Raw genomic sequence first — 23,962 nt, forward strand, 5'->3', positions numbered from 1 at the left:
CGTATGAAATCACCCTCACTACCCAGCAATGAAGCAAAGCGTCTCAGTGCCTTGCGTGAATCCGGGCTGCTTGAACCAGAAGATCACCCGACTTACGCGCGCATCACCCGGCTGGCAAGACGCGTGTTTGGCGTGCCGGTGGCGATGATCAACCTGGTTGACGAGCACGTTGTGGTCGTTAAATCCACCGATGGCGGCGACCCGACCAACCTGCCGCGAAATCTCTCGTTTTGCGGCCATACCGTCCTTAGCGATGCACCGCTGGTGATCCCCGATACCCTGGACGATACCCGCTTTGCTGATAACCCTCTGGTCACCGACGACGATCCTATCCGCTTTTACGCGGGTTATCCGCTGCGCCTGCCCGGTGGGGCCGCGGTGGGATCGCTCTGTATTATCGATCACTATCCACGGCCTTTTTCGCCTTCTGACATTGAGGCGCTGGCCGATCTGGCGGCACTGGTGGAAGCGGAGTTTGCCGCCGCCAGCGCCAGTATCACTGACCCGCTGACCGGGCTCTACAACCGCCGGGGCTTTCATCATCTGGCGACCTATGCCATTCGCGCTGCCCGCCGTCGGGCTGAGCCTTTAACCCTGGCCTGGCTGGATCTCGATCGTTTTAAACAGATAAACGCCCGCTATGGCCGCACAGATGGCGACAACGCCCTGAAGGCGATGGCCGGTCTGCTGAGCTCCACTTTTCGTGAAGCCGACGTGCTGTCGCGCTACGGCGGAGATGAGTTTGCCATTCTGTTTGCCAACAGCGACGAAAAGGGGGCATGGATCGCCATGCAGTTTCTTACCGAACAGGCGGCGAACTGGAACGAGCATGCCGAATATCCGTGGGCGCTCTCCTTTTCCTGGGGCGTGCGCGAGTTCGATCACGACCGCGACGATCTCAAGAGCTGGCTGGCCACTGCCGACCAGATGATGTACTCCATGAAACAGCAGCGAGGTACCGGATGTTGAGAAGGGAGGAGTAAACCCCGCAGGCGTTCTGGTCTACAAATTCATATAGATCCTGTCACAATTCACACCGGAATTGATCAAAACAGGGGTTCGTGGTCGTAAAGTTTGATAAGTTATCGTACCAATCTTATCAGGCTGTATGACTAATCATTACAAGGACCCCATTGTGAACACACTAAACCGTCGTGATTTCCCCGGTGCTCTCTATCCTGAACGTATCATTCAGTTTGGTGAGGGCAACTTCCTGCGCGCGTTTATTGACTGGCAGATCGATCTGCTTAACGAGCATACCGACCTGAATGCCGGTATTGCGATTGTGCGCCCCATCAAAAGCGATTTTCCGCCTTCGCTGAGCACTCAGGACGGCCTGTATACCACCATCATTCGCGGCCTGAACGAGCAGGGCGAAGCGGTCAGCGACGCGCGTCTTATCCGCTCGGTGAACCGTGAGATCAGCGTTTACGATCAGTACGATGAATTCCTGAAGCTGGCGCATAACCCGGAGATGCGCTTTGTCTTCTCTAACACCACGGAAGCGGGGATCAGCTATCACGCCGGGGATAAGTTTGAGGATGCGCCTGCGGTCAGCTATCCGGCAAAACTGACCCGCCTGCTGTTCGAGCGTTTCAGCCATTTCAACGGGGCCGCCGATAAAGGTTGGGTGATCGTGCCGTGCGAATTAATTGACTACAACGGTGATGCCCTGCGTGAGCTGGTGCTGCGCTATGCCCAAGAGTGGGCGCTGCCTGCGGCCTTTATCCAGTGGCTCAACGATGCCAACACCTTCTGTTCTACCCTGGTGGACCGTATCGTCACCGGCTATCCGCGCGATGAAGTGGCAGAGCTCGAAGCCTCTCTGGGCTATCACGATGCCTTCCTCGATACCGCTGAACATTTCTATCTTTTTGTGATCCAGGGGCCTAAATCGCTGGCGCAGGAGCTGCGTCTCGATAAGCTGGCGCTGAACGTGCTGATTGTTGATGACATCAAGCCATACAAAGAGCGCAAAGTGGCGATCCTCAACGGCGCACATACCGCGCTGGTGCCGGTGGCGTTCCAGGCGGGGCTGGATACCGTGGGTGAAGCGATGAACGACACCGAAATCTGCGCCTTTGTCGAAAAAGCGATTCATGAAGAGATTATTCCGGTGCTGGATCTGCCGCGGGATGAGCTGGCCTCGTTTGCCAGCGCGGTAACGGGCCGTTTCCGCAATCCGTATATCAAGCATCAACTGCTGTCGATAGCCCTGAACGGCATGACCAAGTACCGCACCCGCATTCTGCCGCAGCTTCTGGCGGGGCAGCAGGCCAGCGGCAAGCTCCCGGCGCGCCTGACCTTTGCGCTGGCGGCCCTGATTGCCTTCTACCGTGCGGAACGTAACGGCGAAAGTTATCCGGTGCAGGATGACGCGCACTGGTTAACCCGTTTCCAGCAGCTGTGGACGCAGCATCATGACCAGCAGATCAGCACGCGTGAGCTGGTGACAGCGGTGCTGAGCGTCAGCGAGCACTGGGAGCAGGACCTGACCCAGGTGAGCGGGCTGGTAGAACAGGTTGCGCAGGATCTGAATGCCATTCTGCATCAGGGCATGCGCGCTGCCGTCAAACCACTCTGCTAAGCCATTGAGCGTCCCTCTCTCCTGACGGGAGAGGGGGAATACCCGCATCGGTTACCCTGACCGGTTACTTTCTTTAGTTACAACATACTTTAATCCCTTCTTCTTTTCCCGAAATGAAACACCGTGCGGTCTAATCAGTCTTAGCAAAACGACAGCATTTTTTAACATACTTGCAACCGTGATAACGATCACGTTTAATAGTCACCGCTCTTTTTTCCCGATGAAGCTGACTATGATCGTTCGACCCCAACAGCACTGGTTGCGTCTTATTTTTGTCTGGCACGGTTCCGTGCTGACCAAAATCTTTTCCCGCCTGTTCCTCAATTTTTTGCTCTCCATCGTGGTGATCCTGATGTTGCCCTGGTATACCTCGCTGGGCATCCGGCTGACGGTCGCGCCGTTCAGCATTCTTGGGGTCGCCATCGCAATCTTCCTCGGTTTTCGAAACAACGCCTGTTACGCCCGCTATGTTGAGGCGCGACAGCTGTGGGGGCAGTTGATGATTGCCTCGCGCTCCCTGTTCCGGGAAGTGAAAAACACACTGCCGGAGGATCCGGCGTTAGGGGAGTTTGTCCGCCTGCAGATCGCCTTTGCTCACTGTCTGCGCATGACCCTGCGCAAACAGCCCCAGGCTGGCCAGCTCTCAAAATACCTGTCAGCAGAGAACCTGCGAGCGGCGATGGACTCCAGCTCCCCGGCGAACCGCATCCTGCTGATTATGGGGGAGTGGCTGGCGGTAAGACGCCGCAATGGTGAACTGTCGGATATCCTCTTTCACAGCCTGAATATTCGCCTGAATGATATGTCCACCGTGCTGGCGGGCTGCGAGCGGATCGCCAACACCCCGGTGCCGTTCGCCTACACGCTGATTCTGCACCGTACGGTCTACCTGTTCTGTATCATGCTGCCGTTCGCGCTGGTCAGCGACCTGCATTACATGACGCCGTTCGTCTCGGTATTGATTTCCTATACCTTTATCTCGCTCGATACCCTGGCGGAAGAGCTGGAAGAGCCGTTCGGCGTCGAGAATAACGACCTGCCGCTGGATGCCATCTGCAATGCGATGGAGATTGATTTATTGCAGATGAACGACGAGCAGGAGATCCCGGCGCGCAAATTGCCGGACAAGTATTACCAGCTGACGTAATTTCCCGGGTCATCAGGCCGACTTTTGTATCGCAGTGTATCTGCGCGCGAGCGCGATACACCGCCTTGCAAAACGGCCAAATCTGCACACATTCGCCATACATCAGGGTGATGAGATAAGCGGGTCGAATAACTGACCCGGAGAAATCACCATGATGCACAAACTGGCTTACTCAACCCTGGCTTTAACCCTCTCATTCGCCACCGTATCCGCCTGTCAGGCCGAGGCGGCGGGCAGCGATTATCATGCGGCCTTTAAGCAGATCCACCAGATTGACGCAGGCGATCTGAATATTGGCTATGTCGATATCGGGCCGAAAAACGGCGAACCGGTGATCCTGCTGCACGGCTGGCCGTACGATATTCAGAGCTATGCCCAGGTGGCTCCCGCGCTGGCGGCAAAAGGCTACAGAGTGATCGTGCCGTACAACCGCGGTTTTGGCACCACGCGTTTCCTGTCGTCTACCACCCCGCGTAATGGCCAACCGGCGGCTATGGCGAAAGATGTGATTAACCTGATGGACGCCCTGAAAATCAAACGCGCGGTCTTTGCCGGTTACGACTGGGGCGCGAGAACGGCGGATATTGTGGCGGCGCTGTGGCCTGAGCGCGTGAAATCGCTGGTTTCGGTGAGCGGGTATCTGATTGGTAATCAGCAGGCGGGGGCGAAACCGTTGCCGCCGAAGGCCGAACTGCAATGGTGGTATCAGTTCTACTTCGCCACCGAGCGTGGTGAGAAGGGGTATGCGGCCAACACCCACGATTTTGCGAAACTGATCTGGACTCTGGCATCCCCCGGCTGGAAATTCAGCGATGCGACCTTTAACGTCAGCGCCAAAGCGCTCGATAACCCGGATCACGTGGCGGTGACCATCAGCAACTATCGCTGGCGTCTGGGGCTGGAGCGGGGTGAAAGCCGTTACGACAGCTATGAGCAGAAGCTGGCGGCCGCACCGACCATCAGCGTGCCCACCATCACCATCGAAGGTGATAACAACGGCGCACCGCATCCGGAGCCTGCGGCGTATGCGGCAAAATTCACCGGCAAGTATCAGCATCGCACCTTTACCGGCAATATCGGCCACAATCCGGCCCAGGAAGATCCGCAGGATTTCGTCAAAGCGGTGGTGGATGCGGACAAGTTATAAGCCAGCTATGCTATTTTTTTGCCCATCGCTGAAAAACAGGAGCTTAGGGTGGAGACAACCGATCACATTCTTGTCGTGGATGATGACAGAGATATACGCGAGCTGATCGTCGATTACCTGGTGAAGTCCGGCTATCGCGCCACGGGTGCGGCCAACGGCAAGGAGATGCGCGCCGTGCTCGACAGGCAGGCCGTGGATATGGTGGTGCTGGATATCATGATGCCGGGGGACGATGGCCTCACGCTTTGTCGCCAGCTGCGCAGCGGTCAACATAAGGATCTGCCGATTTTGATGCTGACCGCGCGCCATGACGATATGGATCGCATTCTGGGCCTCGAGATGGGAGCAGACGACTATGTGGTTAAACCCTTTGTGGCGCGTGAGCTGCTGGCGCGGATCAAAGCGATACTGCGCCGGTTTCGCACGCTGCCGCCCAATCTGCAGGTGACGGAAGCCAGGCGGATCATCGCCTTTGGCGACTGGCAGCTCGACACCAGCGCCCGTCATCTGCTGGATGCTACCGGCACCATCGTGGCGTTGAGCGGGGCGGAGTACCGTCTGCTGCGGGTATTTGTCGATCATCCTCAGCGCGTATTAACCCGCGATCAGCTGCTTAACTTCACCCAAGGGCGGGATGCAGAGCTGTTTGAACGTTCAATCGATCTCCTGGTCAGCCGAGTGCGCCAGCGCTTAAATGAGGATGCGCGCACACCACTGTATATAAAAACAGTGCGTAGCGAAGGCTATGTCTTTTCGATGCCCGTCAGCATTGTTGAGGCCAAAGAATGAGGCTCTGGCCGCGCTCGCTCCATTACCGCCTGCTGCTGATTGTCCTGCTGGGGTTGCTGCTCGCCAATGGTCTGAGCCTGACGCTGGTGCTGGCCGAGCGCATGAGCAGCGCCCGGCACGTGATGCTCGGCAATCTGGAAGATGATGTTTCCACCAGCGTGGCGATTCTGGATCGACTGCCGGCAAACGAGCGGGCGCAGTGGCTCCCGCGTCTTGAGAGGGGCAACTATCGTTATCTGTTGGGGCCAGGTGAGCCGGGGGCGCCTCCGGCGGATGCCCGTTCACGGGATGCAGTCCGGACCCTGACGGAGACGCTCGCGACCCACTATCCGCTGCGCTTCACGGCAGTGCCGGGGCCGGTTTCGCACATTCAGGCCCACCTGACGTTAAGCGACGGCTCGCCGCTGACGCTGGATCTCACCCCCCGCATGCCCCCGGTCGCCCGCTGGCTGCCGGTGGTCTTTGTGATCCAGCTTTTATTAGTGGTGATCTGCGCCTGGCTGGCGGTGCGCCAGGTGGTGCGGCCCTTTACTCACTTTACCCGGGCGGTGGACACGCTCGAACCCACCAGCCCCAATCCGCTGACGCTCACCGAGCAGGGGCCGCTGGAGGTGCGTCAGGCGGCGCGCGCCTTTAATGCCATGCAGGCGCGGATCCAGGCGTCGCTGAAGGAGAGGGCGCAGATCCTGGCGGCTATTTCGCACGATCTCCAGACGCCCATTACCCGTATGCGGCTGCGCGTGGAGATGGCCGACCAGCCGGATCTGCGCGACAAACTTACCCAGGACCTGGACAGCATGACGCGCCTGGTGCGCGAGGGGATAGACTACGCGCGCTCGTCCGGCGTGGCGCCTGAACCGGTTCGTAATGTCGATCTTTATACCTTTATTGATACGCTGGTCTGTGACTACAGCGATACCGGCAAAAACGTGCAGTTCTCGGCGGCGAGAACGCACGTGCCTTTTGCAACCCGTCCGCAGGCGCTGCACCGGATCCTCACCAATCTGCTGGATAACGCTCTGAAGTTTGGCGATAAGGCAGAGGTGACGCTGACGACAGGTGATAACAGGGTGCAGATTGCCGTGGAGGATAACGGACCGGGTATTCCGGAGCATGAGCTGGCGGCGGTGTTGCAGCCCTTTTACCGGGTGGAGTCTTCCCGTAACCGGGAAACCGGGGGGACGGGGCTGGGGCTGGCGATAGCGGCTCAGCTTACGGGGCAGTTGAATGGGGAGTTGCAGTTGGTGAACCGGGCTGAAGGGGGGCTTTGCGCACGGATAACGTTGCCGATGGTTTAAGTTTTTACCCTATCGCCGGGTGGCGGCGTTGCCTTACCCGGCCTACAACACCGCCTTAGCGATGTTAAAGCAATCGTATCATTACAGTAGGTTAAAAGACTTACAGCGACGCCCGTGTCCGGCTGAAAATCGCTGAGGCGTTGACCGCAGGCCGGGGCGAGGCGCATGGACGCGCCGAGAGGGGGCGACCTACATGGATGTAGGATCGCCCCCGACCCGAAAGCCGGAGGGAATAAGCCGAAGGCACCGCAACGCGGCGATTTTCTTTGCCGGGAGCCGGGGTAGCCAGGGGGGAGGCGGCGAGCCCCCCTGGCACGTTCACGGGTGACGTGGTTTACAGAGAAGCAAGGAACGTAAGGTGAACGGAACCACTTCGGTAGCCACATGTATACCCGTACCCTTCATCATGCCAATTGTACCGCAGTGTATCTCCGCTCAACGCCCATACATCACCTGACAAAAACCCCCATTCCCCCACACAACGCAAACACATCCCCACGCTGTAATGGCCTCACTATCAACTGGTAAGTGAGGTGTTTATGTTTCTCGTGATCGCATTTTTAGGCGGCATGGTCAGTCTGCTCAGCCCCTGCACGCTTCCCGTTATTCCTCTGCTGTTCGCCGGATTTCGCGGCCAGCGGCGTCAGCTTGTCGCTATGCTGTGCGGTATGGTGATGATGTTTACCCTGGTCGCCAGCCTGATCGCCGTCGCCAGTGACTGGGTGGTCAGCGCCACCATCGTGGGACGCTGGGTGGCGCTGGTACTGCTGAGTCTCGCCGCCCTGGCGTTGATCTTCCCATCTTTTGCACAGCGCATCGCCGGGCCAGCGTTACGCCTCGGCAATGTGATCAATTCCCGGAGCAACACGACCCGCGGCTTAGCCTCGGCGGTGCTCGCCGGGCTGGCGGTCGGGCTGCTGTGGTCGCCCTGCGCCGGTCCGGTGTTAGGGGCTATTCTCAGCCTGAGTCTCGCGGGACATAACCCGATTGCTACCGGCAGCCTGCTGGCAGCCTATGGCAGCGGTTGTGCAGTGATGCTCGCGCTGCTTGGCTTCAGTGGGCAGGCGCTTATCGCCCGCCTGAAAGCCAAATCGGGCCTGATGGAGGGGCTGCGAAAAACCGCGGGGGTGGTGATGCTGATGTCCGTCGCGTTTACGGCGTTTGGTCTTAACAGCATCTTTCAGGGGGCAAACGGGCTGGCCGACCGGCTGGAGAAAACGCTGCTGCAACTGGCGCCAGGGAGCCAGACTCCACCGATGCTTCAGCCGGTGGCACAGCCAGTCACCACCAGCGCGATGCCCTCTCTGGAAGGTGGTACCGGATGGCTCAACGGCGAGCCGGTTAGCCCGGCGTCGTTAAAAGGCAAAGTGGTGCTGATCGACTTCTGGACCTGGGACTGCATTAACTGTCAGCACTCGCTGCCGTACGTTCGCGACTGGGCCAACAAATATTCGTCACAGGGTCTGGTGGTGATCGGCGTCCATACCCCGGAGTATCCGTGGGAGAAACCGCTGGCCTCGGTGCAAAAAGCCATTAACAAATGGCAGCTGCCGTATCGGGTGGTGACTGACAATAACTATAAAATCTGGACTGCCTTTGGCAATCGCTACTGGCCTGCGCACTACTTCTTCGATGCCAAAGGGCAACTGCGTTACGCCTCTTTCGGCGAAGGGAATACTGACAAACAGGAGCAGGTGATCCAGCAGCTGCTGAAAGAGGCAAAAGCGTAGCTACGGTGCGCGTCGGGCGATGATAAACAGCCGCGGAAAGGCCAGCAGTATCTGCCCATTTTCCTGGAGCGGATACTGCTCCTCCAGCAGCTGATGATAGCGATGCAGATAGCGCTGCTGCTCACTCTCATTGAGATCCTGAAGCCACGGACGCAGGCCGGTGGCGCTTACCCAGTCGACGATCGCCTGGTGGGAGGCCATCTGGTGATAATAGGTCGTACGCCAGATATCCACCTCGCAGCCCGCTTCGGCCAGAATATCGTAATAGGCATGGACGCCGGGGAGCGCTGCCCGGCCGCGATCCGGATAATCCTGTTCAAACGCCACCTCACGCATCAGCACGTGGGTGGGCTCCAGGTCGTTATCCGGCATCTGGATAGCCAGTACGCCGTGCAGTTTCAGCATTGAGACCAGATGCGGCAGCAGTTCATAGTGATTCTCTACCCACTGCAAGGAAGCATTGGCGTAAACCATGTTCAGGGTGCGTTCGGGACGGTAGTGGCGAATATCCGCCTCAATAAACCGACACCCTGGCAGGGCGGCTCTGGCTTCTGTGAGCATGGCGGGCGAGGTATCGACGCCGGTTATCTGCGCCGTGGGCCAGCGCTGCTGCAACAGCGCCGTGCTGTTGCCCGGTCCGCAGCCGAGATCGACCACATCGGTAACGTTATCCAGCGCAATCCGGGACAGCAACTCTAAGGCGGGACGGGTGCGCTCCGCGCCATATTGCAGATACAGGCCAGGGTTCCAGTCGGTCATGCGGGCATCTCCAGTTTGCTCTTTTCTGAAGTGTAGATGATGAGGTTTCAGACATGACAGAAATCCCTTTCTGTCGGTGCGCGGATGCTAGACGATCTTCTTCAGGGCAACGTGGTAGAGAAGCATGATGGTTTTGCCGTCAACGATAATGCCGTCATCAATAGCCCTGAGCGCCTGTTCAATGGGCCATTCCAGCACTTCGATATCTTCACCTTCGGCCTCGATACCGCCTCCTGCGCCGGTGCGATCCCCTGCGTGATATTCCGCGATGTAAAAATAGAGCTTCTCGGTGACGGAGCCGGGGCTCATAAAGGCTTCGAACACCTTCTCCACCTGGTCAATCTGATAGCCGGTCTCTTCTTCCACTTCGGCTTTGATGCGCTTTTCCGGGGCCATATTATCAAGCAGGCCTGCGGCGGTTTCGATCAGGTAACCGTCGTGACCGTTTATATAGACCGGAAAGCGAAACTGGCGGGTGAGGATCACCGTTTGTTTCTCTCGGTTATAGAGCAGGATGGTTGCACCGTTTCCCCGATCGTAGGCTTCGCGATTCTGACGCTGCCACTCTCCGTTGCGACGGCGCAAATCGAAGGTATATTTTTTGAGTGTGTACCAGTCATCTGACAGCGTTTTGCTGTTGAGAATGCGTACTTCTGCACGAGTTGATTGCACGATGCCTCCTGTATAGGTAGAGTGACCATCATAGTCTGCACGTTCGTGCAATATCAAGATCAAACATGCAACCTCAGGAATCCCTCATGCTCACCCGTCAACGCAAACAGCTGATCCTTGAAAAACTGAATACCGAAGGAGAGGTGCTCTCTAAAACCCTCAGCATCGAATTTCAGGTGTCGGAAGATACCATTCGCCGGGATCTGCGCGAGCTGGCAGCCGAGGGGCGTTTACAGCGGGTGCATGGCGGCGCGCTGCCGGCATCAAAAGCGGTATCCAGCTTTGCCGAGCGCAGCCACCTTGGCATTGACGCCAAAAAGCGGGTGGCGCAGAAGGGGGTTGAGCTTATCTCACCGGGACAGGTGGTGATCATTGATGGCGGGACGACCACGACCGAGCTGGTTCGCTGCTTGCCGACGGATCTCTCCTTTACGGCGGTCACCCACAGTCCCGGTATTGCGTTGGCGCTGGTGGACCATCCCCGGGTTGAGGTGATCCTGATTGGCGGGCGTTTGTTCCGCCACTCTATCGTCACGGTGGGAGCCGCCGCGATTGAGGGTATCGAACGTATCCATGCAGATCTCTTTTTCATGGGGGTAACCGGTATTCATCCGGAAGCGGGGTTAACCACCGGTGATTATGAAGAAGCGTGCATCAAACGCGCATTTTCCGGCAGGGCCGCCGAAACGGTGGTACTGGCGTCGCCGGAGAAGATTAATACCGCTTCACCCTTCCTGATTGGCGGGCTTTCGCTTATCAATACCGTGGTGGTTGAACCGGATACTGACAGTCGCTGGGTTGAGGCGGTGGTCGGGCAGGGCGTGTCGGTTGTTAAAGCGTGACGCGAAAATGCTAATCGCAGGAAGAGCGCAGCCGTATAAGCTACGCTTTTGCAGTAACCTGTTCATTACTAAGGACTACGTGATGCTGCAAAAAATCAGCCTTATATCCCTTGCCTGTTTACTCTTCACCGGCTGTATGTCCATGTCCGGTGAGGGCACTTCGCCCGAAGAAAAGAAGTTTCGTAAAGTCGAGGCCGCGGCGAAAGAGTGCGCCGAGATTGTGAAAAACCAGACTATCGAACTCACTGCCGAGGGCAAAGACGCCGACACCCGCTGGACGACCATCGACTATGTGGGGCCCGATCAGCGTACCCGCACCGTAGAATATCGTACCTCGTCGGTGCTGGATAACGGCGAACCGGGTAGAGCGTGGCAAACCTGTATGTCGGATAAAAAAGCGCTGGTGCCTGAGCTGAAATTATAAGGTCAGGCCACCTGGGAAAGAAAAACTACCGGCTGCCATCTGCCGGTTTTTTTGCTATGCGTCCCGGCAAACAATATACTAAAATACATTATATAAATATGTATATTGATGGGGCATATCGTGACTACAAATAGCGATATTCAGGATGCAATGAAACAGGCGGCACTGGGGGCTGCGGAGCTTTTGCGCGGTTTGTCCAATGCGGACAGACTGCTGTTGATGTGTCAGTTAAGTCAGGGGGAAGCGAACGTTGCGCAGCTTGAAGAGGCGGTGGGGATCCGTCAGCCTACGCTGTCCCAGCAGCTGGGGGTGTTGCGGCGTTTAAAGCTGGTGGAGACCCGACGTACAGGTAAACAGATTTTCTACCGGATTGAGGATCCGCGGATCTTCACGCTGCTGAACACCTTATATGACCTCTATTGCCCACAGAAAGGTGTCGATCATGAGCGTTGATTTCTCTCACTTCACGCCACTGAGTAGCCTCGCGGGCGGGGTATTAATCGGGCTTGCCGCCATACTGCTGATTCACTTCTGCGGGCGAATCGCCGGGATCAGCGGCATTGTGGCGGGGATGCTAACGAAACAGACCCGTAAAGAGGGTTGGCGGATAGCCTTTTTAGTCGGTCTTATCGCTTCACCTCTGCTGTTCAGCCTTTTCTTTCCCTTACCTGAGATAACGGTTCATACCTCGTGGCCGCTGATTATCGTGGCGGGCATGCTGGTGGGCGCCGGGACGCGTCTGGGATCCGGGTGTACCAGTGGGCATGGCGTCTGCGGGCTGTCGCGTTTTTCCAGACGCTCCCTGGCGGCCACGCTGACCTTTATGGCTGTCGGCATTGTTACCGCAACGCTGACCGGTTTCTGGCTCGGTTAAGGAGGAGATATGTTAATGGTCATTGCCGCGTTTCTGTGTGGCCTGATTTTTGGCGTGGGTTTGCTGATAAGCGGGATGGCAAATCCCGATAAGGTGCTTGGCTTTCTGAACCTCTCTCAGCCCTGGGATCCCTCTCTTGCCTTCGTGATGCTTGGGGCGATTGCGGTGGGGATAGTCGGCTTCAGGTTAGCTAAAGGCAGACAAACGTCGTTTTGCGGGGCGCCGATCCGACTGCCGGAGAATAACACCGTAGACCGCGCGCTGCTGGTGGGCGCCATCCTGTTCGGCCTGGGTTGGGGACTGGCGGGTATTTGTCCCGGACCGGCCCTGGTCTTACTGGGGGCGGGCGCAGGGAAGGGTGTGCTGTTTGTGTTGTCGATGCTGGCCGGAATGTGGATCGTGAACAAAGCCCGGCCAGCGTAAGAAATTAGGCTGGAAACCTTGACCCGATTTGCCCGATCCTGTCAGGTAATTCATCCCATCATCCATCTGTTTAGAGAAAGAGAGCGCTATGAAACTTTATGTGTATGAGCATTGCCCGTTCTGTATCCGCGCGAGAATGATCTTTGGTCTTAAAAAGGTGCCCTTCGAGCTGGGCGTGATAATGGAAGGGGATGTCGAAACGCCAACCCGTATGGTGGGCAGAAAGGTCGTGCCGATCCTGCAAAAAGAAGCGGGCGTTTACATGCCGGAAAGCATGGATATCGTCCATTATGTCGATGAGCTTAATGGGGCGCCGGTCATCAAGGGTGAATGCGATCCCCTGATTGAGGCCTGGTGCAAAGAGAACACGCGCACCGTCTTTAACCTGGCGATCCCACGTTTTACCCGAGCGGATTTTAAAGAGCTGTCCACCCCAGCCGCGCGCGAAGCCTATACCCAGCGTGAGATAAAAGCGTTTGGCGATCTGGAGGCATTAATGGCGAATAGTCAGGCCTTTATCGATACGCTGGTGGATGAGCTGGCTAAAATCGAGCCCTATCTGCGTGCCAGACACCCGATAAGCATCACCGATTTTTATCTTTTCCCGGTGCTGAACTCGCTGACGATTGTGAAAGGCTTCCCGTATCCGGACTACCTGAGCGACTATCTGGACCACGTTGCGACATCCTGTAACGTACCGCTGTTTACCGATAAGGCATTGTAATTGAAGGGGGCTCGCCCCCTGAACATAAGCAAGTTTATCCAGCGCATTTTTGGCTGCAACACAAACAAGGAAGTGCTATACTGTATATAATTACAGTATAGGGGGTGCATAATGGCTGTTGAAACAAAATATGTTGTCGTAAGAAAAGGTGAAGAGAAAATGACATTTGCCAGTAAGAAAGAGGCTGACGCTCACGACAAACTGCTCGACCTCGCAGAAGCGTTTACCGACTGGCTGGTGCAAAGTGACATGCAGATGGATGAAACGCAGGCTGAAAATCTGGGGCTCTATCTCGCCGAGCAGAAAGAGGCCGTGCAGCATATTCTGCGTACCAGCAAACTTCCCGATCTCAATGCCGCAACAGCAGCAGAGAAAGCAGCGTCAGATGAAAGTAGCAGTAAAAAAATCAGAGCAGTCAAAGCTGCCTGATCAATACATCATCGCTGATCCTGTCGCCGCGAGTGGGAAACTGCTCGCGTTTTTTTTTGCCATATGCCCGGCTCAGGTGGGCGGATGTGGTGAGGAAGGCAGGAAACAGGCAGGGCATTAACGTAATCGTCATCGCTGATGCCTGTTCCTCGCTCAATAACAGAAGTGGCCCGTTTAAGCACGGTGCGGTAAGTCGCTCATTATCTCTTGTATTTCATTAAACAGTCTTGCCAGATGGAAACCATCGCAAACGGAATGATGGACCTGAACGGCGAGAGGCAACAAGGTCTTTCCATCCTGTTCGTAGTATTTGCCAAAGGTGAACATGGGCGCGAAAAAGTTCTTCATGTTTGCAACGTTGACATTGAAACTGGTAAACGTTGCCCACGGAATAGCCGACACGAAAAATATATTGTCCGGTGACTCGCCCTTAGGCCAGTAAGAAAGGTTATTCCCGTAGCGTGCAACATCCTCAGAATAGGTTTTTTGGAAGCGCTCCATATTGCCATCGTAATGACTCCATAATGATGAAAACGTCTCCGTTTCATTATGAAAAATGGTGTAGCTTGGATAAACTTCCTTCCATATAACCAGCTCATCGTCTTTCATGGCCATACGAAACTCGGTATGCCTGTTTACGACTTCAGAAATGATGGAGATGATAGTAGGGTAAAACTTCCAGCCCACGACTTTAATATGTTTCAGCAGATCGGTGATGTCTAAATTAACAGTCTGGTTAATGGTGCTCTGAGCAAAAGACTGAAATACGGCAAAATGCTCCTTCCTGGCCCAACGAGATAAGTCAACAGGCGTATAGTCTGGGATTGTTTTTTTCATTTTTAACCCTTTGATTAGCGATGTAATTCAGCGTTCAGCGTAAGATTTTTCCATGATAAACCAGCATATCTCATTATCACGCTGATATGCATCGGTAAAGTGAGGCTGATTGCCAGTTACGTTAAGAAGAGCGGTGACTGCGACGGTACCTTAAACATTGCTGCGCAAAGCGCTCCTCTTAAAGCTGTTTCCTGCGCTTCACTGAGTACATCACTTCGTCACTTTTTTTGATCATTTCGTCAAGCGACGAATACTGGCCCTGATCATTGTGCAGAATGCCAGAAGAGTAATTGATATTGTACGGTTTACCTGATTTTTGGTTGTAATCGTCAACCCCCCGACGAAGCGCATGCAAAAAATCCTCCGTACTGCTCCGGGTGGTAATGAGCACGGCGAATTCGTCTCCACCCAGCCGACCGGCAATATCGCCGGGCTTCAGGAACTGAAACAACAGTCCTGAGAAGACTTTCAGAACCTCATCGCCTTCAGCATGCCCCCAAAGATCGTTGATAGGTTTGAATTTATCCAGATCAAAAAAGATAAGGCTGAACGGTGTATTACGCTCAGTGAGGGTGCGGAACCGTTTTTCTCCTGTCCGGTAAAAACCCCGCCGATTAGCTATTCCGGTCAGGCTGTCGGTCATCGCCATGCCGATGACCTGAAATTCATCCTCAACAATGAAGGCCAGATCCTTGAGTGAAGCAATATCCTCGTCGTTAAAGCTGCGAGGGAGGATATGAATGAGGCAAAGCGTACCTGCCACTTTTCCGTCAGGCAGATGCACCGGGTAGCCAGCGTAAAATCTGATGTAAGGTTCACCGGTGACCAGGGGATTATCATGAAAACGCTCATCAACAGATGCATCGTTAACGATAAAAGCGCCATCCTGCAAAATGGCATGCCCACAGAATGAGATATTACGTGGCGTTTCCCGGACACCGAGACCCTCGCATGCAATCAACCATTGTCGCTCGCGATCCAGCAGGCTTATCAGGACCACAGGTACCTGAAAGATTCGCCTGGCAAGCCGGGTAAGACGATCAAAACGCTCATCGTCTCTGGTATCAAGCAGGTCTGCGAGATAAAGCGACTTTAGTCTTTCTTCTTCATTTTCCGGTATGCCGGGGAATTTCATAGAACCTCAACGACTTATGCGCGTTTTTGATGTTTTCATCTACACCACAATATTCTTTAGCTGAGTATAGGATAAGCAGAAATTACCCGCCTGTCTGGACACTGATATCTGTTTCTGTCGGGCCTTGTCAGCTTGAGAACCGTATCCATTTTTAAAAATGGCAACAACCGCGCCATCTGCTTGTTCCGCGAAATGGATTTTGAGGGGGGGGGGCGAATTGGAGATCATCAGAAAAAGGTACAGCATCATTCTGCGCCCCGTCCGGCCGACCTGGGACTCGTTCGCGAAGATGGAGAAAACGCCCGCCTTTTACCGCAGGCGGACGATCTCTCTTCTGTTTATTTCGAAGGCAGCTGACACTGTATACCCTGGCGGTTGTGCCGCAAAAAAAGTCCGGGACAGTGCCTCTGACGGGGAATGGCGTCAAAGACAGGACAAAGAGAATTATTTCGCGGCTTCCTCAATAAGCGTGGCTACGTCCTGAGGATGAGAAACCATTACGACATGGGATGCCCCTTTGATCACCACGGTGTGCTTTGATCCCGCGCGTTCAGCCATAAAACGCAAACTTTGGGCAGGGATATTTTTGTCGCTGTCACCATAAATGAAGTAAGAGGGCACTGTTTTCCAGGCGGGGGCTCCCGATTTTTCAATTAATGCTGCTTCGGTCACAGGTCGTTGTCCTGCCGCCATCAGCGCAGCTTTTTCAGCTGACACGTCATGAGCGAATTGCTGGTGGAACTTCGACTGCTCAATGGACAGATCGACGTTACCATCAGCCAGCTTAACCGGTGCGGAAAGCGCCTCGCCAAGCGTGCCTCCGGGGAATTTCCCCGCCAGTTCAGCGGCAGCCTCACCCGTGTCAGGAGCAAATGCGGCGACATAAACCAGTGATTTAACATTTTTCGTTTCCCGGGCTGCGTTCGTTATCACCTGGCCGCCATAGGAATGTCCGACAAGTACAACAGGTCCTTTAGTATTGTTCACAACAGAAGAGACGTAAGCTGCATCAGTCGAAACACTGCGCAGCGGATTAGCCGCTGCGACGACGTTATACCCGTCTTTTTGCAGGATGCGGGTGACATCATTCCAGCTTGATGAGTCAGCAAAGGCTCCATGAACCAGGACAACAGTCGGCTTTGCGGTTTCGGCGAAAGCACTGGCAGACAGCAGAGCGGTAGCAATAGCGAGGGAGGCAGCAAATTTAGACATGATAGTTTCCCTTTTAACACAGTTGATAAGGTATGCGTATGATGGGTGTGGCCTGTATGGAACAGGCCACCTCGTTAGCCGCGAATAAAGCCCAGGACGTCAGCATTAAAGCGGTCGGCCTCTGTCTCAGCCAGACCATGTGAGCCGCCGGCATATATCTTCAGTGTGGCGTTCGCAACGATCTCAGCGGCGCGGTGTGCTGATGCCTTAATGGGCACAATCTGGTCATCGTCACCATGAATAATCAGAGTAGGGCGATCAATCTGCTGCAGATCGCGGGTGTAGTCGACCTCGGAGAACTCACGGATGCAGTCATATTGTCCTTTAATACCTCCCTGCAACCCGATCCTGCGAAAGTTTTCCCGCAGCCCGTCATTGGTTGGTACATGGTCGCGATTGAAGCCATAGAATGGAATGGTCAGGTCGAAGAAGAATTGAGCACGGTTTTTGGCCGTTCCTTCGCGAATGGCATCAAATACCTCCAGCGGAGTGCCGTCGGGATTAGCATCGGTCCGGAGCATCTGAGGTGGTACTGCGCCAACCAAAACAACTTTAGCTACACGGGAAGTACCATGACGACCGATATAATGTGCAACTTCGCCACCCCCTGTGGAATGACCTACTAAAATCAGGTCCTTCAGATCCAGCGCTTCAATAAGTTCGGCCAGATCGTCAGCATACTGATCCATATTGTTGCCATGGAATGTCTGGTCCGAACGCCCGTGGCTGCGCCGGTCATGAGCGATGACCCTGAAGCCATTCTGGCTGAAGAAAAGCATCTGCTGATCCCAGGCGTCAGACGATAACGGCCATCCGTGAGCAAAGAGGATTGGCTGACCTGAACCCCAGTCTTTATAGAAAATGCCAGTCCCGTCTGTCGTTGTGAATGTGGACATATCGTTCTCCTGTTATGAATTGTATGTTGCTGCGCAATTGATTTGTGCACGACTTGTTTGTGTGTGAATTAATCTGGCATTACTTTTTGTTGTTGTCAATCGCTTGCAATTAAATCGCACACAAATTATTTTAGAGGGACTGGAGGACATATGACTAAAGAGATAAATACCGGGGATTTACTTCCGGATGTGCACGGCATGCTCTGCTTCTCGCTATATTCCGCGGGACATGCGTTTACGCAGCTCTATCGCCCAATGCTCGATAAGCTGGGTTTAACCTATCCCCAGTACCTGGTGATGATCACTCTGTGGAATCAGGATGGACGCACTGTGAAGGAACTGAGTGGAATACTCTTCCTTGAGTCCAGCACGCTGACTCCTTTACTTAAGCGGCTGGAGAGTGCGGGGTTGATCACCCGGACACGCAATCCGAAGGATGAACGTGAAGTGCTTATTCATCTGACAGAGAAGGGGGACACACTGAAAATTGAGGCCAGCAATATCACGCGCTGTATTGTGGATACCCTTGGAATGGATGCGGATGCAGTTGCTGACATTAAATCATCAGTCGATAAGATCCGTGATCAGATACACCGTGCACAGAGACCGGACAAGTGATGTTTCATAGACCGGGACGTCGCGATGCCATCCCAGCTGCGTGCCGGGTAGGTATTCGGTGACGAGCAGATGGGAAATCGTCCCGTGCTCAATCCTCAGCCAGTCGGCGACGCGGTTTCGCAGCGGAACCAGACGTGCATCAAGCCTCGGACTGGGCTTGACGGTATGCGTATTGAAATCGTAAAGCCCGCCGAAGCTGAGAATACGGACCTTTGATTCATACTCTTTATACCGTGCAGGCATGAGAGGCAGCGTGGCGATAATCTCCAGCAAACCTGTCTCTTCTTCCGGCGTGAGAAAGTCGGCCTGATAAATCAAGCCCGGAATGGAGGGTAGCCCTTCGTCTGCAAACAAATCAAACTGCATGTATCCTCCGAAACCATCACTAAACCTGACCGGCGTTACTCGTCAGGATCGCCATTCCTTTTTTTTAGCCTGGCCGCAAGCCAGGGCGCGGTAAGGCTTTTCTTACTGCGGCTGACCTCTTCCGGCGTGCCGGCCGCAATGATACGTCCGCCGTTTTCGCCCGACCCGGGACCGAGATCGAGAACCCAGTCGGCTTCTGCGGCAATGCGCATATCGTGCTCCGCCATGACCACCGTATCGCCGCGCTGAACCAGACTGTCGAGGACCCGCATCAGCTTGTCCATGTCCGCTGGATGCAGCCCCGTGGAGGGCTCGTCAAGCAGATAGAGTGTTTTACCCCGCTGTACGCGTTGCAATTCCCAGGCGAGCTTAATGCGCTGGCATTCGCCGCCGGATAGTTCGGTGGCGGGCTGCCCCAGTTTCAGGTAGCCGAGACCGAGCGAGGCAAGCGCGGCCAGGGAGCGCTGGATGGTGTCATTATGTCTGAACACCTCAACGGCTTCATCGACGGTGAGATCCAGCACGTCTGCTATCGTTCTGTTATGCCAGCGGACCTGGAGCGTATCCTCATTGTAGCGCCGTCCGCCGCAGGCGGAGCAGGGCGCGCTTGCCTGGGGCATAAACATCAGTTCGATAGTGATCTGTCCCTGTCCGTCGCAGGCGGGGCAGCGGCCGGCGGGCAGGTTAAAGGAAAAGCGGCTGGCGTCAAAACTTCGCTTTTTCGCTTCGTCGGTATCGGCAAATAGCTTGCGCACGGTATCAAAGAAGCCGGTATAGGTCGCCAGGTTAGAGCGCGGCGTGCGCCCGATGGGTTTCTGGTCGATGCGGACCAGACGTTTCAGAGTAGTCCCGCCAGCCGTGATCTTACCCTGTACCTCCGGAACCAGGCTGTCTTCCTCTGACTCCTCATCCTCAGGGGTTTTGTCGAGTCGCTGAAGCAGCGCCGGGAGCACCCGGGCCAGAAGCGTGGACTTGCCCGATCCGGATACGCCGGTGATGGCGGTCATCCGTTCAAGAGGGATGCGGACATCCAGCCCGTGAATGTTATTGCAGGTGATTTGCTCAAGCTCCAGCCAGCGATCGGGAAGTTCACGCCTGCGCAGGCCCGGACGGTGTTTGTCGAAGAGGTAGCCTGCGGTAGGTGAGCGGGAAACCCGTGCCAGACCGGATGGCGCGCCGTTATAAACGATCTCACCGCCCAAGTGCCCGGGACCGGGCCCCACCTCCGTGAGCCAGTCGGCTTCGGCGATAACGTCCAGATTATGTTCGACAATAACCAGCGAGTTGCCAGCCTCCAGAAGCAGGCGCAGGGACTGGAGGAGGGCGCGAACATCTTCCGGATGCAGACCGGCTGCCGGCTCGTCGAGCACGTAGATCACGCCAAACAGGCGGGAGATAAGCTGCGTGGCCAGTCGGATACGCTGCAGCTCGCCGGAAGAGAGCATGGTAGTCCGCCGACCGAGAGAGAGGTGGCCGAGGCCTAGCCTTTCGAGCTGGTCGAGGCGGCCGCAGATATCGGTCGTCATCCTGATGACGGCCTCCCGCAGCGCGGCTTCGCCAGGCATATGCGGCGAACGGCCTTCGGCAAAGGGTAAAAACAACCCCTTTAACTGCGTTATCGTCAGCTCACCCATTTCGGCAATGTCATGGCCCGCAAAGGTGTAGGCCAGAGCATTGCGGTTGAGCCGTTTGCCGTGGCATTCGTTGCACGGCGCCACGGTGATGAAGCGGGAGAGGCGTTTTTTCACTGACTCCTTACCGCCCGAATAGCTTTGCAGAAGATATTTTCTGGCACTGGTATAGGTACCGGTATAGGCGGGCTCGGTGCCTGCCGCGAGTGCCTCCTGGCGCTGCTCCGCATTTAGCCCCATGAAAATCGGCACTGACGGCTGTTCGTCGGTGAAGAGGATCCATTCCCGATCTTTTTCAGCCAGCGTATTCCACGGGGCATCGATGTCGTAGCCCAGCGAGTCAAGAATTGAGCGCAGGTTTTTTGCCTGCCAGCCGTTGGGCCAGGAGGCTATCGCCCCTTCGCGGATGCTAAGCGACCCGTCAGGAACAAGCGCGTCGGCCTTCACTTCATGCACCATGCCCATGCCCTGACAGGCAGGGCAGGCGCCCTGAGGATTATTGGGCGAGAAGGCTTCTGCCGGTAGGAACGGGATGTCGGTGGGATGGATACCAGCACGGGAAAAAAGCAGCCTGAGGGTGACGGAGATCCGCGTCAGGCTGCCAACCGTTGAGCGTTCCTGCGCGCCGGCCCGGCTCTGCTGCAGGGCTACGGCGGGCGGCAGCCCGTCTATGCCGTCCACGTCCGGTGCCGAAGCCTGCTCAATCAGGCGCCGCGCATGCGGCGCAACAGATTCCATAAACCGTCGCTGCGCTTCGGCGTAGAGTGTGTCAAACGCCAGGGAGGATTTACCGGATCCGGATATCCCGGTAAAAACCACCATGGCATCACGGGGAAAGGTGAAGGAAACGTCCCGGAGGTTATGCGTCCTGGCTCCATGTACAGTGACGCCGGTACGGATATCCTCAGGCTGTACATTTATGCTTTGCGATAGTTTTTCTGATGACATTAGTTCCCCTGATAATGCGTCAGTCTGTCGATATTATTAGTTTCGCCTTTCACGTAAGAGCTCCGCTCTGACTGAAAAGGGCCGGACAGACGGCATGAGAAAAGAACTTCAAGGTTAGTCCCGGGTCGCGTATTGGACAATTGCCGGTTTCGGTAATTCAGTCGTGACGAAATGGAATGTCAGTACGGGGTAAGATGGCAGAACTGCTACACCTATTCACAGGAGAAGATGATGAACCTGGTAGACGGTATTGAGGCGTTCGTGAAAATTGCTGACCTTGGCAGCTTCGCGGCCGCGGCGCGCGAGCTGAATATTTCCCCCTCTGCTGTAAGTAAGCTCGTCAGCAAAACAGAAGAGGAGCTGGGTACGCGCCTGCTTAACCGTAACACGCGTGGTTTAAGCCTGACGCAAGAAGGTAAAATGTTTCTTGAGCGTAGCCGGGTAATACTTAATGAACTGACAGCAGCGAAGGAGGAGCTTTCGTCTGTATCAGGCGAGCCTAAAGGCAAGCTTCGAGTGAGTATGCCTTATATACCGTCCTTTTTCCTGCCGGTGATCAGCCGTTTTATAACGCAATATCCGGCAGTAACTCTTGAGGTAGATCTTAGCGACAGACTGGTTGATGTGGTGGAGGAGGGATTCGATGCGGTAATACGCGTCGGACAGTTGTCAGACTCCCGGCTGACAGCCCGCTCGCTCGGTAACTGTGTCATGAATCTGGTGGCATCACCGGATTACCTCAGGCGACACGGGATTCCTGCCTGCGTGGAGGATCTCAATTCCCATACCTGTATTCAATACCGCTATCCCTCAAGTGGGCGCACGGAGCCCTGGCCACTTCTGAATTCAGCATCCGGTGTGCAGAATGTTATCCCTTCTCTCGTCTGCAACAGTACGGACATTCGCCTTGGGCTGGCACTTGACGGCAAAGGTATTGCTTTTATGCCGGGGCTGCTCACGGAAAAATATATTGAATCAGGTGAGCTGAAAATTGTGCTGGGAAATATTGTCGAACAAATCTATGAAATCAATCTGGTCTGGCCCACGAATAAATATGTGCTCCCCAGACTCAAAGCCTTTACGGATTTTATGGTGAATTATTTTACCGGAAACTAATAACTGTCAGAAAGGTTTCTCTCTTTCATTCAGGATACTGTCTGAAAGAGAGAATATGGAATTAAACCAGCTTCAGCATGATCGCACTGAAGATAATAAGAAAGATACTTGCCCCCTTGAGCAGACGAATTTTATCTCCGTTAATCAATACGCCTACCGCAACGGCACCGATGGTACCCACCCCCGTAAAGATGGCATAGGCCACGGAAAGGGGAATCTCGCGCATGGAGATACTCAGCGAGCTGAGCGCAATGGCAAAGAGTACAATGGTAGCCAGAAGGAACGTGATCTTACGGCGAGCGGTTCCGGCATTGGCATAGCCATTCAGAGTGGAAATACCCGCAACCTCGAAGCAGCCGGCAACAAACAGAATGAGCCAGGAAATCATGATTTTGCTCCTTTAACACCAATGATGCCCAGCATCAGGGTGACCACGAATACGATACGGAGGATTTCTGGCTGACCTCCGTGAGACAGGGTATCGGTCATTTCTACCAGTACCACAAATAGGGTACCGAGACCGGTATAAACTACATACGCGATACTCGCCCTGACATATTTGAATGACAGCATGAATATGCCGAAGCTGGCCACCACGCAAACCACGGTCAGAAATATTTCAAATGGACTTTGGGCATGCTTAAGACCGAATGCCCAGGCGCACTCAAACATCGCACCGATGATAATAAGAATGAGACCTCTGGTGTTCATAACAATTCTCTCTTCAACAACTTCAGTGAGTTAAATTTCCATTTCGCCACAAAATATTCACGAAAGATTCTTGTCGCAAAAAATAATCAAAATAGATCGGAAGTGTTTAAATTAATAAACACTGCTCGAGTCAAGTTTATTTGGTTACGCACTGGAATAAATGTAATAGTAAGACTCTCATTCTGACCGGACAATACACTTTATTGATATTTCAGAAGTGACAAAATGGAAATATCACGCATTGGAACTTATCTGAGTCTGAAAGGAGGCTAGGCTTGATCCATGATAACGTTGAGGCGTGACGTGAAGGGATGTTGCGTTCCTGACAGGATTTTAGGCTTTCTTGTCGCTGGAGAACGCAAGGGGCTTGCCGTGTTGCTCGAGATACTCACGGGTGGCCATCATGTAATCAAAGGCTGATTCAGTCTCACCAAAGCGGCGGTGCACCAGGCGACCAGCCGCGTCATCAATAAAGACGAGCAAGCAGTATTTCGGCGCTTGACCTTCAAACTTCAAACCAGTCATGTGGAGAACCATCAATCCATCAATCCATCAATCCATCAATCCATCAATCCATCAGACGCAGCGTCTGACGTTCGGTCAGAGTAAGCTGGTGAGCAGCATCACGACGGCGCATGCGTTTTTCA

At 54.8% G+C, this 23,962-nt stretch carries 26 protein-coding genes and 2 pseudogenes; 17 read left to right on the plus strand and 11 right to left on the minus strand.

Features of this window, described 5'->3' with window-relative positions:
• Nucleotides 1-3: 3 nt before the first annotated feature.
• From GNG26_RS10930 to GNG26_RS10960, 7 genes are all read left to right on the plus strand, one after another.
• Nucleotides 4-969 carry a sensor domain-containing diguanylate cyclase gene (locus tag GNG26_RS10930; RefSeq protein WP_156238686.1) on the plus strand — a complete coding sequence of 322 codons (966 nt, stop codon included), beginning with the start codon at nucleotides 4-6 and terminating at the stop codon, nucleotides 967-969.
• Nucleotides 970-1,135: 166 nt separating this feature from the next.
• Nucleotides 1,136-2,587, plus strand: a complete 1,452-nt coding sequence (locus GNG26_RS10935) for a tagaturonate reductase (RefSeq protein WP_156238687.1) — start codon at nucleotides 1,136-1,138, stop codon at nucleotides 2,585-2,587.
• Nucleotides 2,588-2,819: 232 nt separating this feature from the next.
• Entirely contained in the window at nucleotides 2,820-3,734 is a 915-nt protein-coding gene (locus GNG26_RS10940) for a bestrophin family protein (RefSeq protein WP_103824423.1), read from the plus strand.
• 151 nt (nucleotides 3,735-3,885) lie between these two features.
• Nucleotides 3,886-4,881, plus strand: coding sequence for an alpha/beta fold hydrolase (locus GNG26_RS10945; RefSeq protein ID WP_156238688.1), 996 nt, complete (start codon nucleotides 3,886-3,888; stop codon nucleotides 4,879-4,881).
• Nucleotides 4,882-4,929: 48 nt separating this feature from the next.
• Nucleotides 4,930-5,670, plus strand: a complete 741-nt coding sequence (locus GNG26_RS10950; protein WP_156238689.1) for a response regulator — start codon at nucleotides 4,930-4,932, stop codon at nucleotides 5,668-5,670.
• On the plus strand, nucleotides 5,667-6,968 hold the full coding sequence (locus GNG26_RS10955; RefSeq protein WP_156238690.1) for an ATP-binding protein: 1,302 nt from the start codon (nucleotides 5,667-5,669) through the stop codon (nucleotides 6,966-6,968). The genes GNG26_RS10950 and GNG26_RS10955 overlap by 4 nt, the downstream gene beginning before the upstream one ends.
• A gap of 539 nt (nucleotides 6,969-7,507) precedes the next feature.
• A complete protein-coding gene (locus tag GNG26_RS10960) occupies nucleotides 7,508-8,698 on the plus strand; it encodes a cytochrome c biogenesis protein/redoxin (RefSeq protein ID WP_156238691.1) in 1,191 nt (396 codons plus the stop codon).
• Here GNG26_RS10960 and tam read toward each other — a convergent pair whose 3' ends face one another.
• Together tam and GNG26_RS10970 are read right to left on the minus strand one after the other, a co-directional pair.
• Nucleotides 8,699-9,457 carry a trans-aconitate 2-methyltransferase gene (tam, locus tag GNG26_RS10965; protein ID WP_156238692.1) on the minus strand — a complete coding sequence of 253 codons (759 nt, stop codon included), beginning with the start codon at nucleotides 9,455-9,457 and terminating at the stop codon, nucleotides 8,699-8,701.
• 87 nt (nucleotides 9,458-9,544) lie between these two features.
• Complete coding sequence (locus GNG26_RS10970; RefSeq protein ID WP_156238693.1) at nucleotides 9,545-10,129, minus strand: NUDIX domain-containing protein; 585 nt, start codon at nucleotides 10,127-10,129, stop codon at nucleotides 9,545-9,547.
• A gap of 86 nt (nucleotides 10,130-10,215) precedes the next feature.
• Between GNG26_RS10970 and GNG26_RS10975 the strand changes: the two genes are divergently transcribed.
• From GNG26_RS10975 to GNG26_RS11005, 7 genes are all read left to right on the plus strand, one after another.
• Nucleotides 10,216-10,971 carry a DeoR/GlpR family DNA-binding transcription regulator gene (locus GNG26_RS10975; RefSeq protein WP_156238694.1) on the plus strand — a complete coding sequence of 252 codons (756 nt, stop codon included), beginning with the start codon at nucleotides 10,216-10,218 and terminating at the stop codon, nucleotides 10,969-10,971.
• A gap of 82 nt (nucleotides 10,972-11,053) precedes the next feature.
• Nucleotides 11,054-11,395: a hypothetical protein gene (locus GNG26_RS10980; protein WP_103824417.1), complete on the plus strand. Its 342-nt coding sequence runs from the start codon at nucleotides 11,054-11,056 to the stop codon at nucleotides 11,393-11,395.
• 150 nt (nucleotides 11,396-11,545) lie between these two features.
• The gene (locus GNG26_RS10985; protein WP_327061351.1) at nucleotides 11,546-11,848 is read left to right on the plus strand and encodes a metalloregulator ArsR/SmtB family transcription factor; all 303 of its coding nucleotides are present in this window, start codon (nucleotides 11,546-11,548) and stop codon (nucleotides 11,846-11,848) included.
• The gene (locus GNG26_RS10990) at nucleotides 11,838-12,269 is read left to right on the plus strand and encodes a YeeE/YedE family protein (RefSeq protein WP_156238696.1); all 432 of its coding nucleotides are present in this window, start codon (nucleotides 11,838-11,840) and stop codon (nucleotides 12,267-12,269) included. The genes GNG26_RS10985 and GNG26_RS10990 overlap by 11 nt, the downstream gene beginning before the upstream one ends.
• Nucleotides 12,270-12,278: 9 nt before the next feature.
• Nucleotides 12,279-12,692, plus strand: coding sequence for a DUF6691 family protein (locus tag GNG26_RS10995; RefSeq protein WP_114387085.1), 414 nt, complete (start codon nucleotides 12,279-12,281; stop codon nucleotides 12,690-12,692).
• A gap of 88 nt (nucleotides 12,693-12,780) precedes the next feature.
• Entirely contained in the window at nucleotides 12,781-13,416 is a 636-nt protein-coding gene (gene grxB / locus GNG26_RS11000) for a glutaredoxin 2 (protein ID WP_103824414.1), read from the plus strand.
• A 111-nt stretch (nucleotides 13,417-13,527) separates the two neighbouring features.
• Nucleotides 13,528-13,845, plus strand: a complete 318-nt coding sequence (locus GNG26_RS11005) for a YebG family protein (RefSeq protein ID WP_103824413.1) — start codon at nucleotides 13,528-13,530, stop codon at nucleotides 13,843-13,845.
• 174 nt (nucleotides 13,846-14,019) lie between these two features.
• On the opposite strand, the gene catA is transcribed toward GNG26_RS11005, so the two are convergent.
• Nucleotides 14,020-14,682: a type A chloramphenicol O-acetyltransferase gene (gene catA / locus GNG26_RS11010; RefSeq protein ID WP_156238697.1), complete on the minus strand. Its 663-nt coding sequence runs from the start codon at nucleotides 14,680-14,682 to the stop codon at nucleotides 14,020-14,022.
• Nucleotides 14,683-14,860: 178 nt separating this feature from the next.
• Entirely contained in the window at nucleotides 14,861-15,817 is a 957-nt protein-coding gene (locus tag GNG26_RS11015; protein WP_156238698.1) for a sensor domain-containing diguanylate cyclase, read from the minus strand.
• Nucleotides 15,818-15,949: 132 nt separating this feature from the next.
• On the opposite strand from GNG26_RS11015, the pseudogene GNG26_RS22515 reads away from it, so the two are divergent.
• A pseudogene (locus GNG26_RS22515) lies at nucleotides 15,950-16,124 on the plus strand (AbrB/MazE/SpoVT family DNA-binding domain-containing protein); the annotation flags it as partial.
• Nucleotides 16,125-16,261: 137 nt separating this feature from the next.
• On the opposite strand, the gene GNG26_RS11020 reads toward GNG26_RS22515, so the two are convergent.
• Nucleotides 16,262-17,029 carry an alpha/beta fold hydrolase gene (locus GNG26_RS11020; RefSeq protein ID WP_156238699.1) on the minus strand — a complete coding sequence of 256 codons (768 nt, stop codon included), beginning with the start codon at nucleotides 17,027-17,029 and terminating at the stop codon, nucleotides 16,262-16,264.
• A gap of 74 nt (nucleotides 17,030-17,103) precedes the next feature.
• Nucleotides 17,104-17,925: an alpha/beta fold hydrolase gene (locus GNG26_RS11025; protein WP_156238700.1), complete on the minus strand. Its 822-nt coding sequence runs from the start codon at nucleotides 17,923-17,925 to the stop codon at nucleotides 17,104-17,106.
• 150 nt (nucleotides 17,926-18,075) lie between these two features.
• Between GNG26_RS11025 and GNG26_RS11030 the strand changes: the two genes are divergently transcribed.
• Complete coding sequence (locus GNG26_RS11030; protein WP_114314977.1) at nucleotides 18,076-18,543, plus strand: MarR family winged helix-turn-helix transcriptional regulator; 468 nt, start codon at nucleotides 18,076-18,078, stop codon at nucleotides 18,541-18,543.
• Here the strand turns inward: GNG26_RS11030 and GNG26_RS11035 are convergent.
• Nucleotides 18,490-18,909 (minus strand): hypothetical protein, encoded by a 420-nt coding sequence (locus GNG26_RS11035; protein WP_231604283.1) that lies wholly within the window; start codon nucleotides 18,907-18,909, stop codon nucleotides 18,490-18,492. The two genes, GNG26_RS11030 and GNG26_RS11035, sit on opposite strands and share 54 nt — an antisense overlap.
• Before the next feature lie 35 nt (nucleotides 18,910-18,944).
• A complete protein-coding gene (locus GNG26_RS11040; protein ID WP_197080146.1) occupies nucleotides 18,945-21,488 on the minus strand; it encodes an excinuclease ABC subunit UvrA in 2,544 nt (847 codons plus the stop codon).
• Nucleotides 21,489-21,716: 228 nt separating this feature from the next.
• On the opposite strand from GNG26_RS11040, the gene GNG26_RS11045 reads away from it, so the two are divergent.
• Nucleotides 21,717-22,604 carry a LysR family transcriptional regulator gene (locus tag GNG26_RS11045; protein WP_231604286.1) on the plus strand — a complete coding sequence of 296 codons (888 nt, stop codon included), beginning with the start codon at nucleotides 21,717-21,719 and terminating at the stop codon, nucleotides 22,602-22,604.
• A gap of 61 nt (nucleotides 22,605-22,665) precedes the next feature.
• Here the strand turns inward: GNG26_RS11045 and GNG26_RS11050 are convergent, their stop codons facing one another.
• From GNG26_RS11050 to GNG26_RS11060, 3 genes and pseudogenes are all read right to left on the minus strand, one after another.
• Complete coding sequence (locus GNG26_RS11050) at nucleotides 22,666-22,992, minus strand: multidrug efflux SMR transporter (protein ID WP_156238701.1); 327 nt, start codon at nucleotides 22,990-22,992, stop codon at nucleotides 22,666-22,668.
• Complete coding sequence (locus GNG26_RS11055; RefSeq protein WP_156238702.1) at nucleotides 22,989-23,315, minus strand: multidrug efflux SMR transporter; 327 nt, start codon at nucleotides 23,313-23,315, stop codon at nucleotides 22,989-22,991. Before GNG26_RS11055 ends, GNG26_RS11050 begins: the two co-directional genes overlap by 4 nt.
• Nucleotides 23,316-23,657: 342 nt before the next feature.
• Nucleotides 23,658-23,856: pseudogene (locus GNG26_RS11060) on the minus strand (ISNCY family transposase); the annotation flags it as partial.
• Nucleotides 23,857-23,962 lie beyond the last annotated feature (106 nt).

The sequence above is a fragment of the Leclercia sp. J807 genome, assembly GCF_009734465.1.
Taxonomy (GTDB): Bacteria; Pseudomonadota; Gammaproteobacteria; order Enterobacterales; family Enterobacteriaceae; genus Enterobacter.

Excerpts from the sequence above, each read along its gene's own strand:
- GNG26_RS10930 (WP_156238686.1), top strand. The coding sequence starts at position 4 with ATGAAATCACCCTCACTACCCAGCAATGAAGCAAAGCGTCTCAGTGCC.
- GNG26_RS10940 (WP_103824423.1), top strand. The coding sequence starts at position 2,820 with ATGATCGTTCGACCCCAACAGCACTGGTTGCGTCTTATTTTTGTCTGG.
- GNG26_RS10945 (WP_156238688.1), top strand. The coding sequence starts at position 3,886 with ATGATGCACAAACTGGCTTACTCAACCCTGGCTTTAACCCTCTCATTC.
- GNG26_RS10955 (WP_156238690.1), top strand. The coding sequence starts at position 5,667 with ATGAGGCTCTGGCCGCGCTCGCTCCATTACCGCCTGCTGCTGATTGTC.
- GNG26_RS10960 (WP_156238691.1), top strand. The coding sequence starts at position 7,508 with ATGTTTCTCGTGATCGCATTTTTAGGCGGCATGGTCAGTCTGCTCAGC.
- tam (WP_156238692.1), bottom strand. The coding sequence starts at position 9,457 with ATGACCGACTGGAACCCTGGCCTGTATCTGCAATATGGCGCGGAGCGC.
- GNG26_RS10975 (WP_156238694.1), top strand. The coding sequence starts at position 10,216 with ATGCTCACCCGTCAACGCAAACAGCTGATCCTTGAAAAACTGAATACC.
- GNG26_RS10980 (WP_103824417.1), top strand. The coding sequence starts at position 11,054 with ATGCTGCAAAAAATCAGCCTTATATCCCTTGCCTGTTTACTCTTCACC.
- GNG26_RS10985 (WP_327061351.1), top strand. The coding sequence starts at position 11,546 with ATGAAACAGGCGGCACTGGGGGCTGCGGAGCTTTTGCGCGGTTTGTCC.
- GNG26_RS10990 (WP_156238696.1), top strand. The coding sequence starts at position 11,838 with ATGAGCGTTGATTTCTCTCACTTCACGCCACTGAGTAGCCTCGCGGGC.
- GNG26_RS10995 (WP_114387085.1), top strand. The coding sequence starts at position 12,279 with ATGTTAATGGTCATTGCCGCGTTTCTGTGTGGCCTGATTTTTGGCGTG.
- grxB (WP_103824414.1), top strand. The coding sequence starts at position 12,781 with ATGAAACTTTATGTGTATGAGCATTGCCCGTTCTGTATCCGCGCGAGA.
- GNG26_RS11005 (WP_103824413.1), top strand. The coding sequence starts at position 13,528 with ATGGCTGTTGAAACAAAATATGTTGTCGTAAGAAAAGGTGAAGAGAAA.
- catA (WP_156238697.1), bottom strand. The coding sequence starts at position 14,682 with ATGAAAAAAACAATCCCAGACTATACGCCTGTTGACTTATCTCGTTGG.
- GNG26_RS11015 (WP_156238698.1), bottom strand. The coding sequence starts at position 15,817 with ATGAAATTCCCCGGCATACCGGAAAATGAAGAAGAAAGACTAAAGTCG.
- GNG26_RS11020 (WP_156238699.1), bottom strand. The coding sequence starts at position 17,029 with ATGTCTAAATTTGCTGCCTCCCTCGCTATTGCTACCGCTCTGCTGTCT.
- GNG26_RS11025 (WP_156238700.1), bottom strand. The coding sequence starts at position 17,925 with ATGTCCACATTCACAACGACAGACGGGACTGGCATTTTCTATAAAGAC.
- GNG26_RS11030 (WP_114314977.1), top strand. The coding sequence starts at position 18,076 with ATGACTAAAGAGATAAATACCGGGGATTTACTTCCGGATGTGCACGGC.
- GNG26_RS11035 (WP_231604283.1), bottom strand. The coding sequence starts at position 18,909 with ATGCAGTTTGATTTGTTTGCAGACGAAGGGCTACCCTCCATTCCGGGC.
- GNG26_RS11040 (WP_197080146.1), bottom strand. The coding sequence starts at position 21,488 with ATGTCATCAGAAAAACTATCGCAAAGCATAAATGTACAGCCTGAGGAT.
- GNG26_RS11045 (WP_231604286.1), top strand. The coding sequence starts at position 21,717 with ATGATGAACCTGGTAGACGGTATTGAGGCGTTCGTGAAAATTGCTGAC.
- GNG26_RS11050 (WP_156238701.1), bottom strand. The coding sequence starts at position 22,992 with ATGATTTCCTGGCTCATTCTGTTTGTTGCCGGCTGCTTCGAGGTTGCG.
- GNG26_RS11055 (WP_156238702.1), bottom strand. The coding sequence starts at position 23,315 with ATGAACACCAGAGGTCTCATTCTTATTATCATCGGTGCGATGTTTGAG.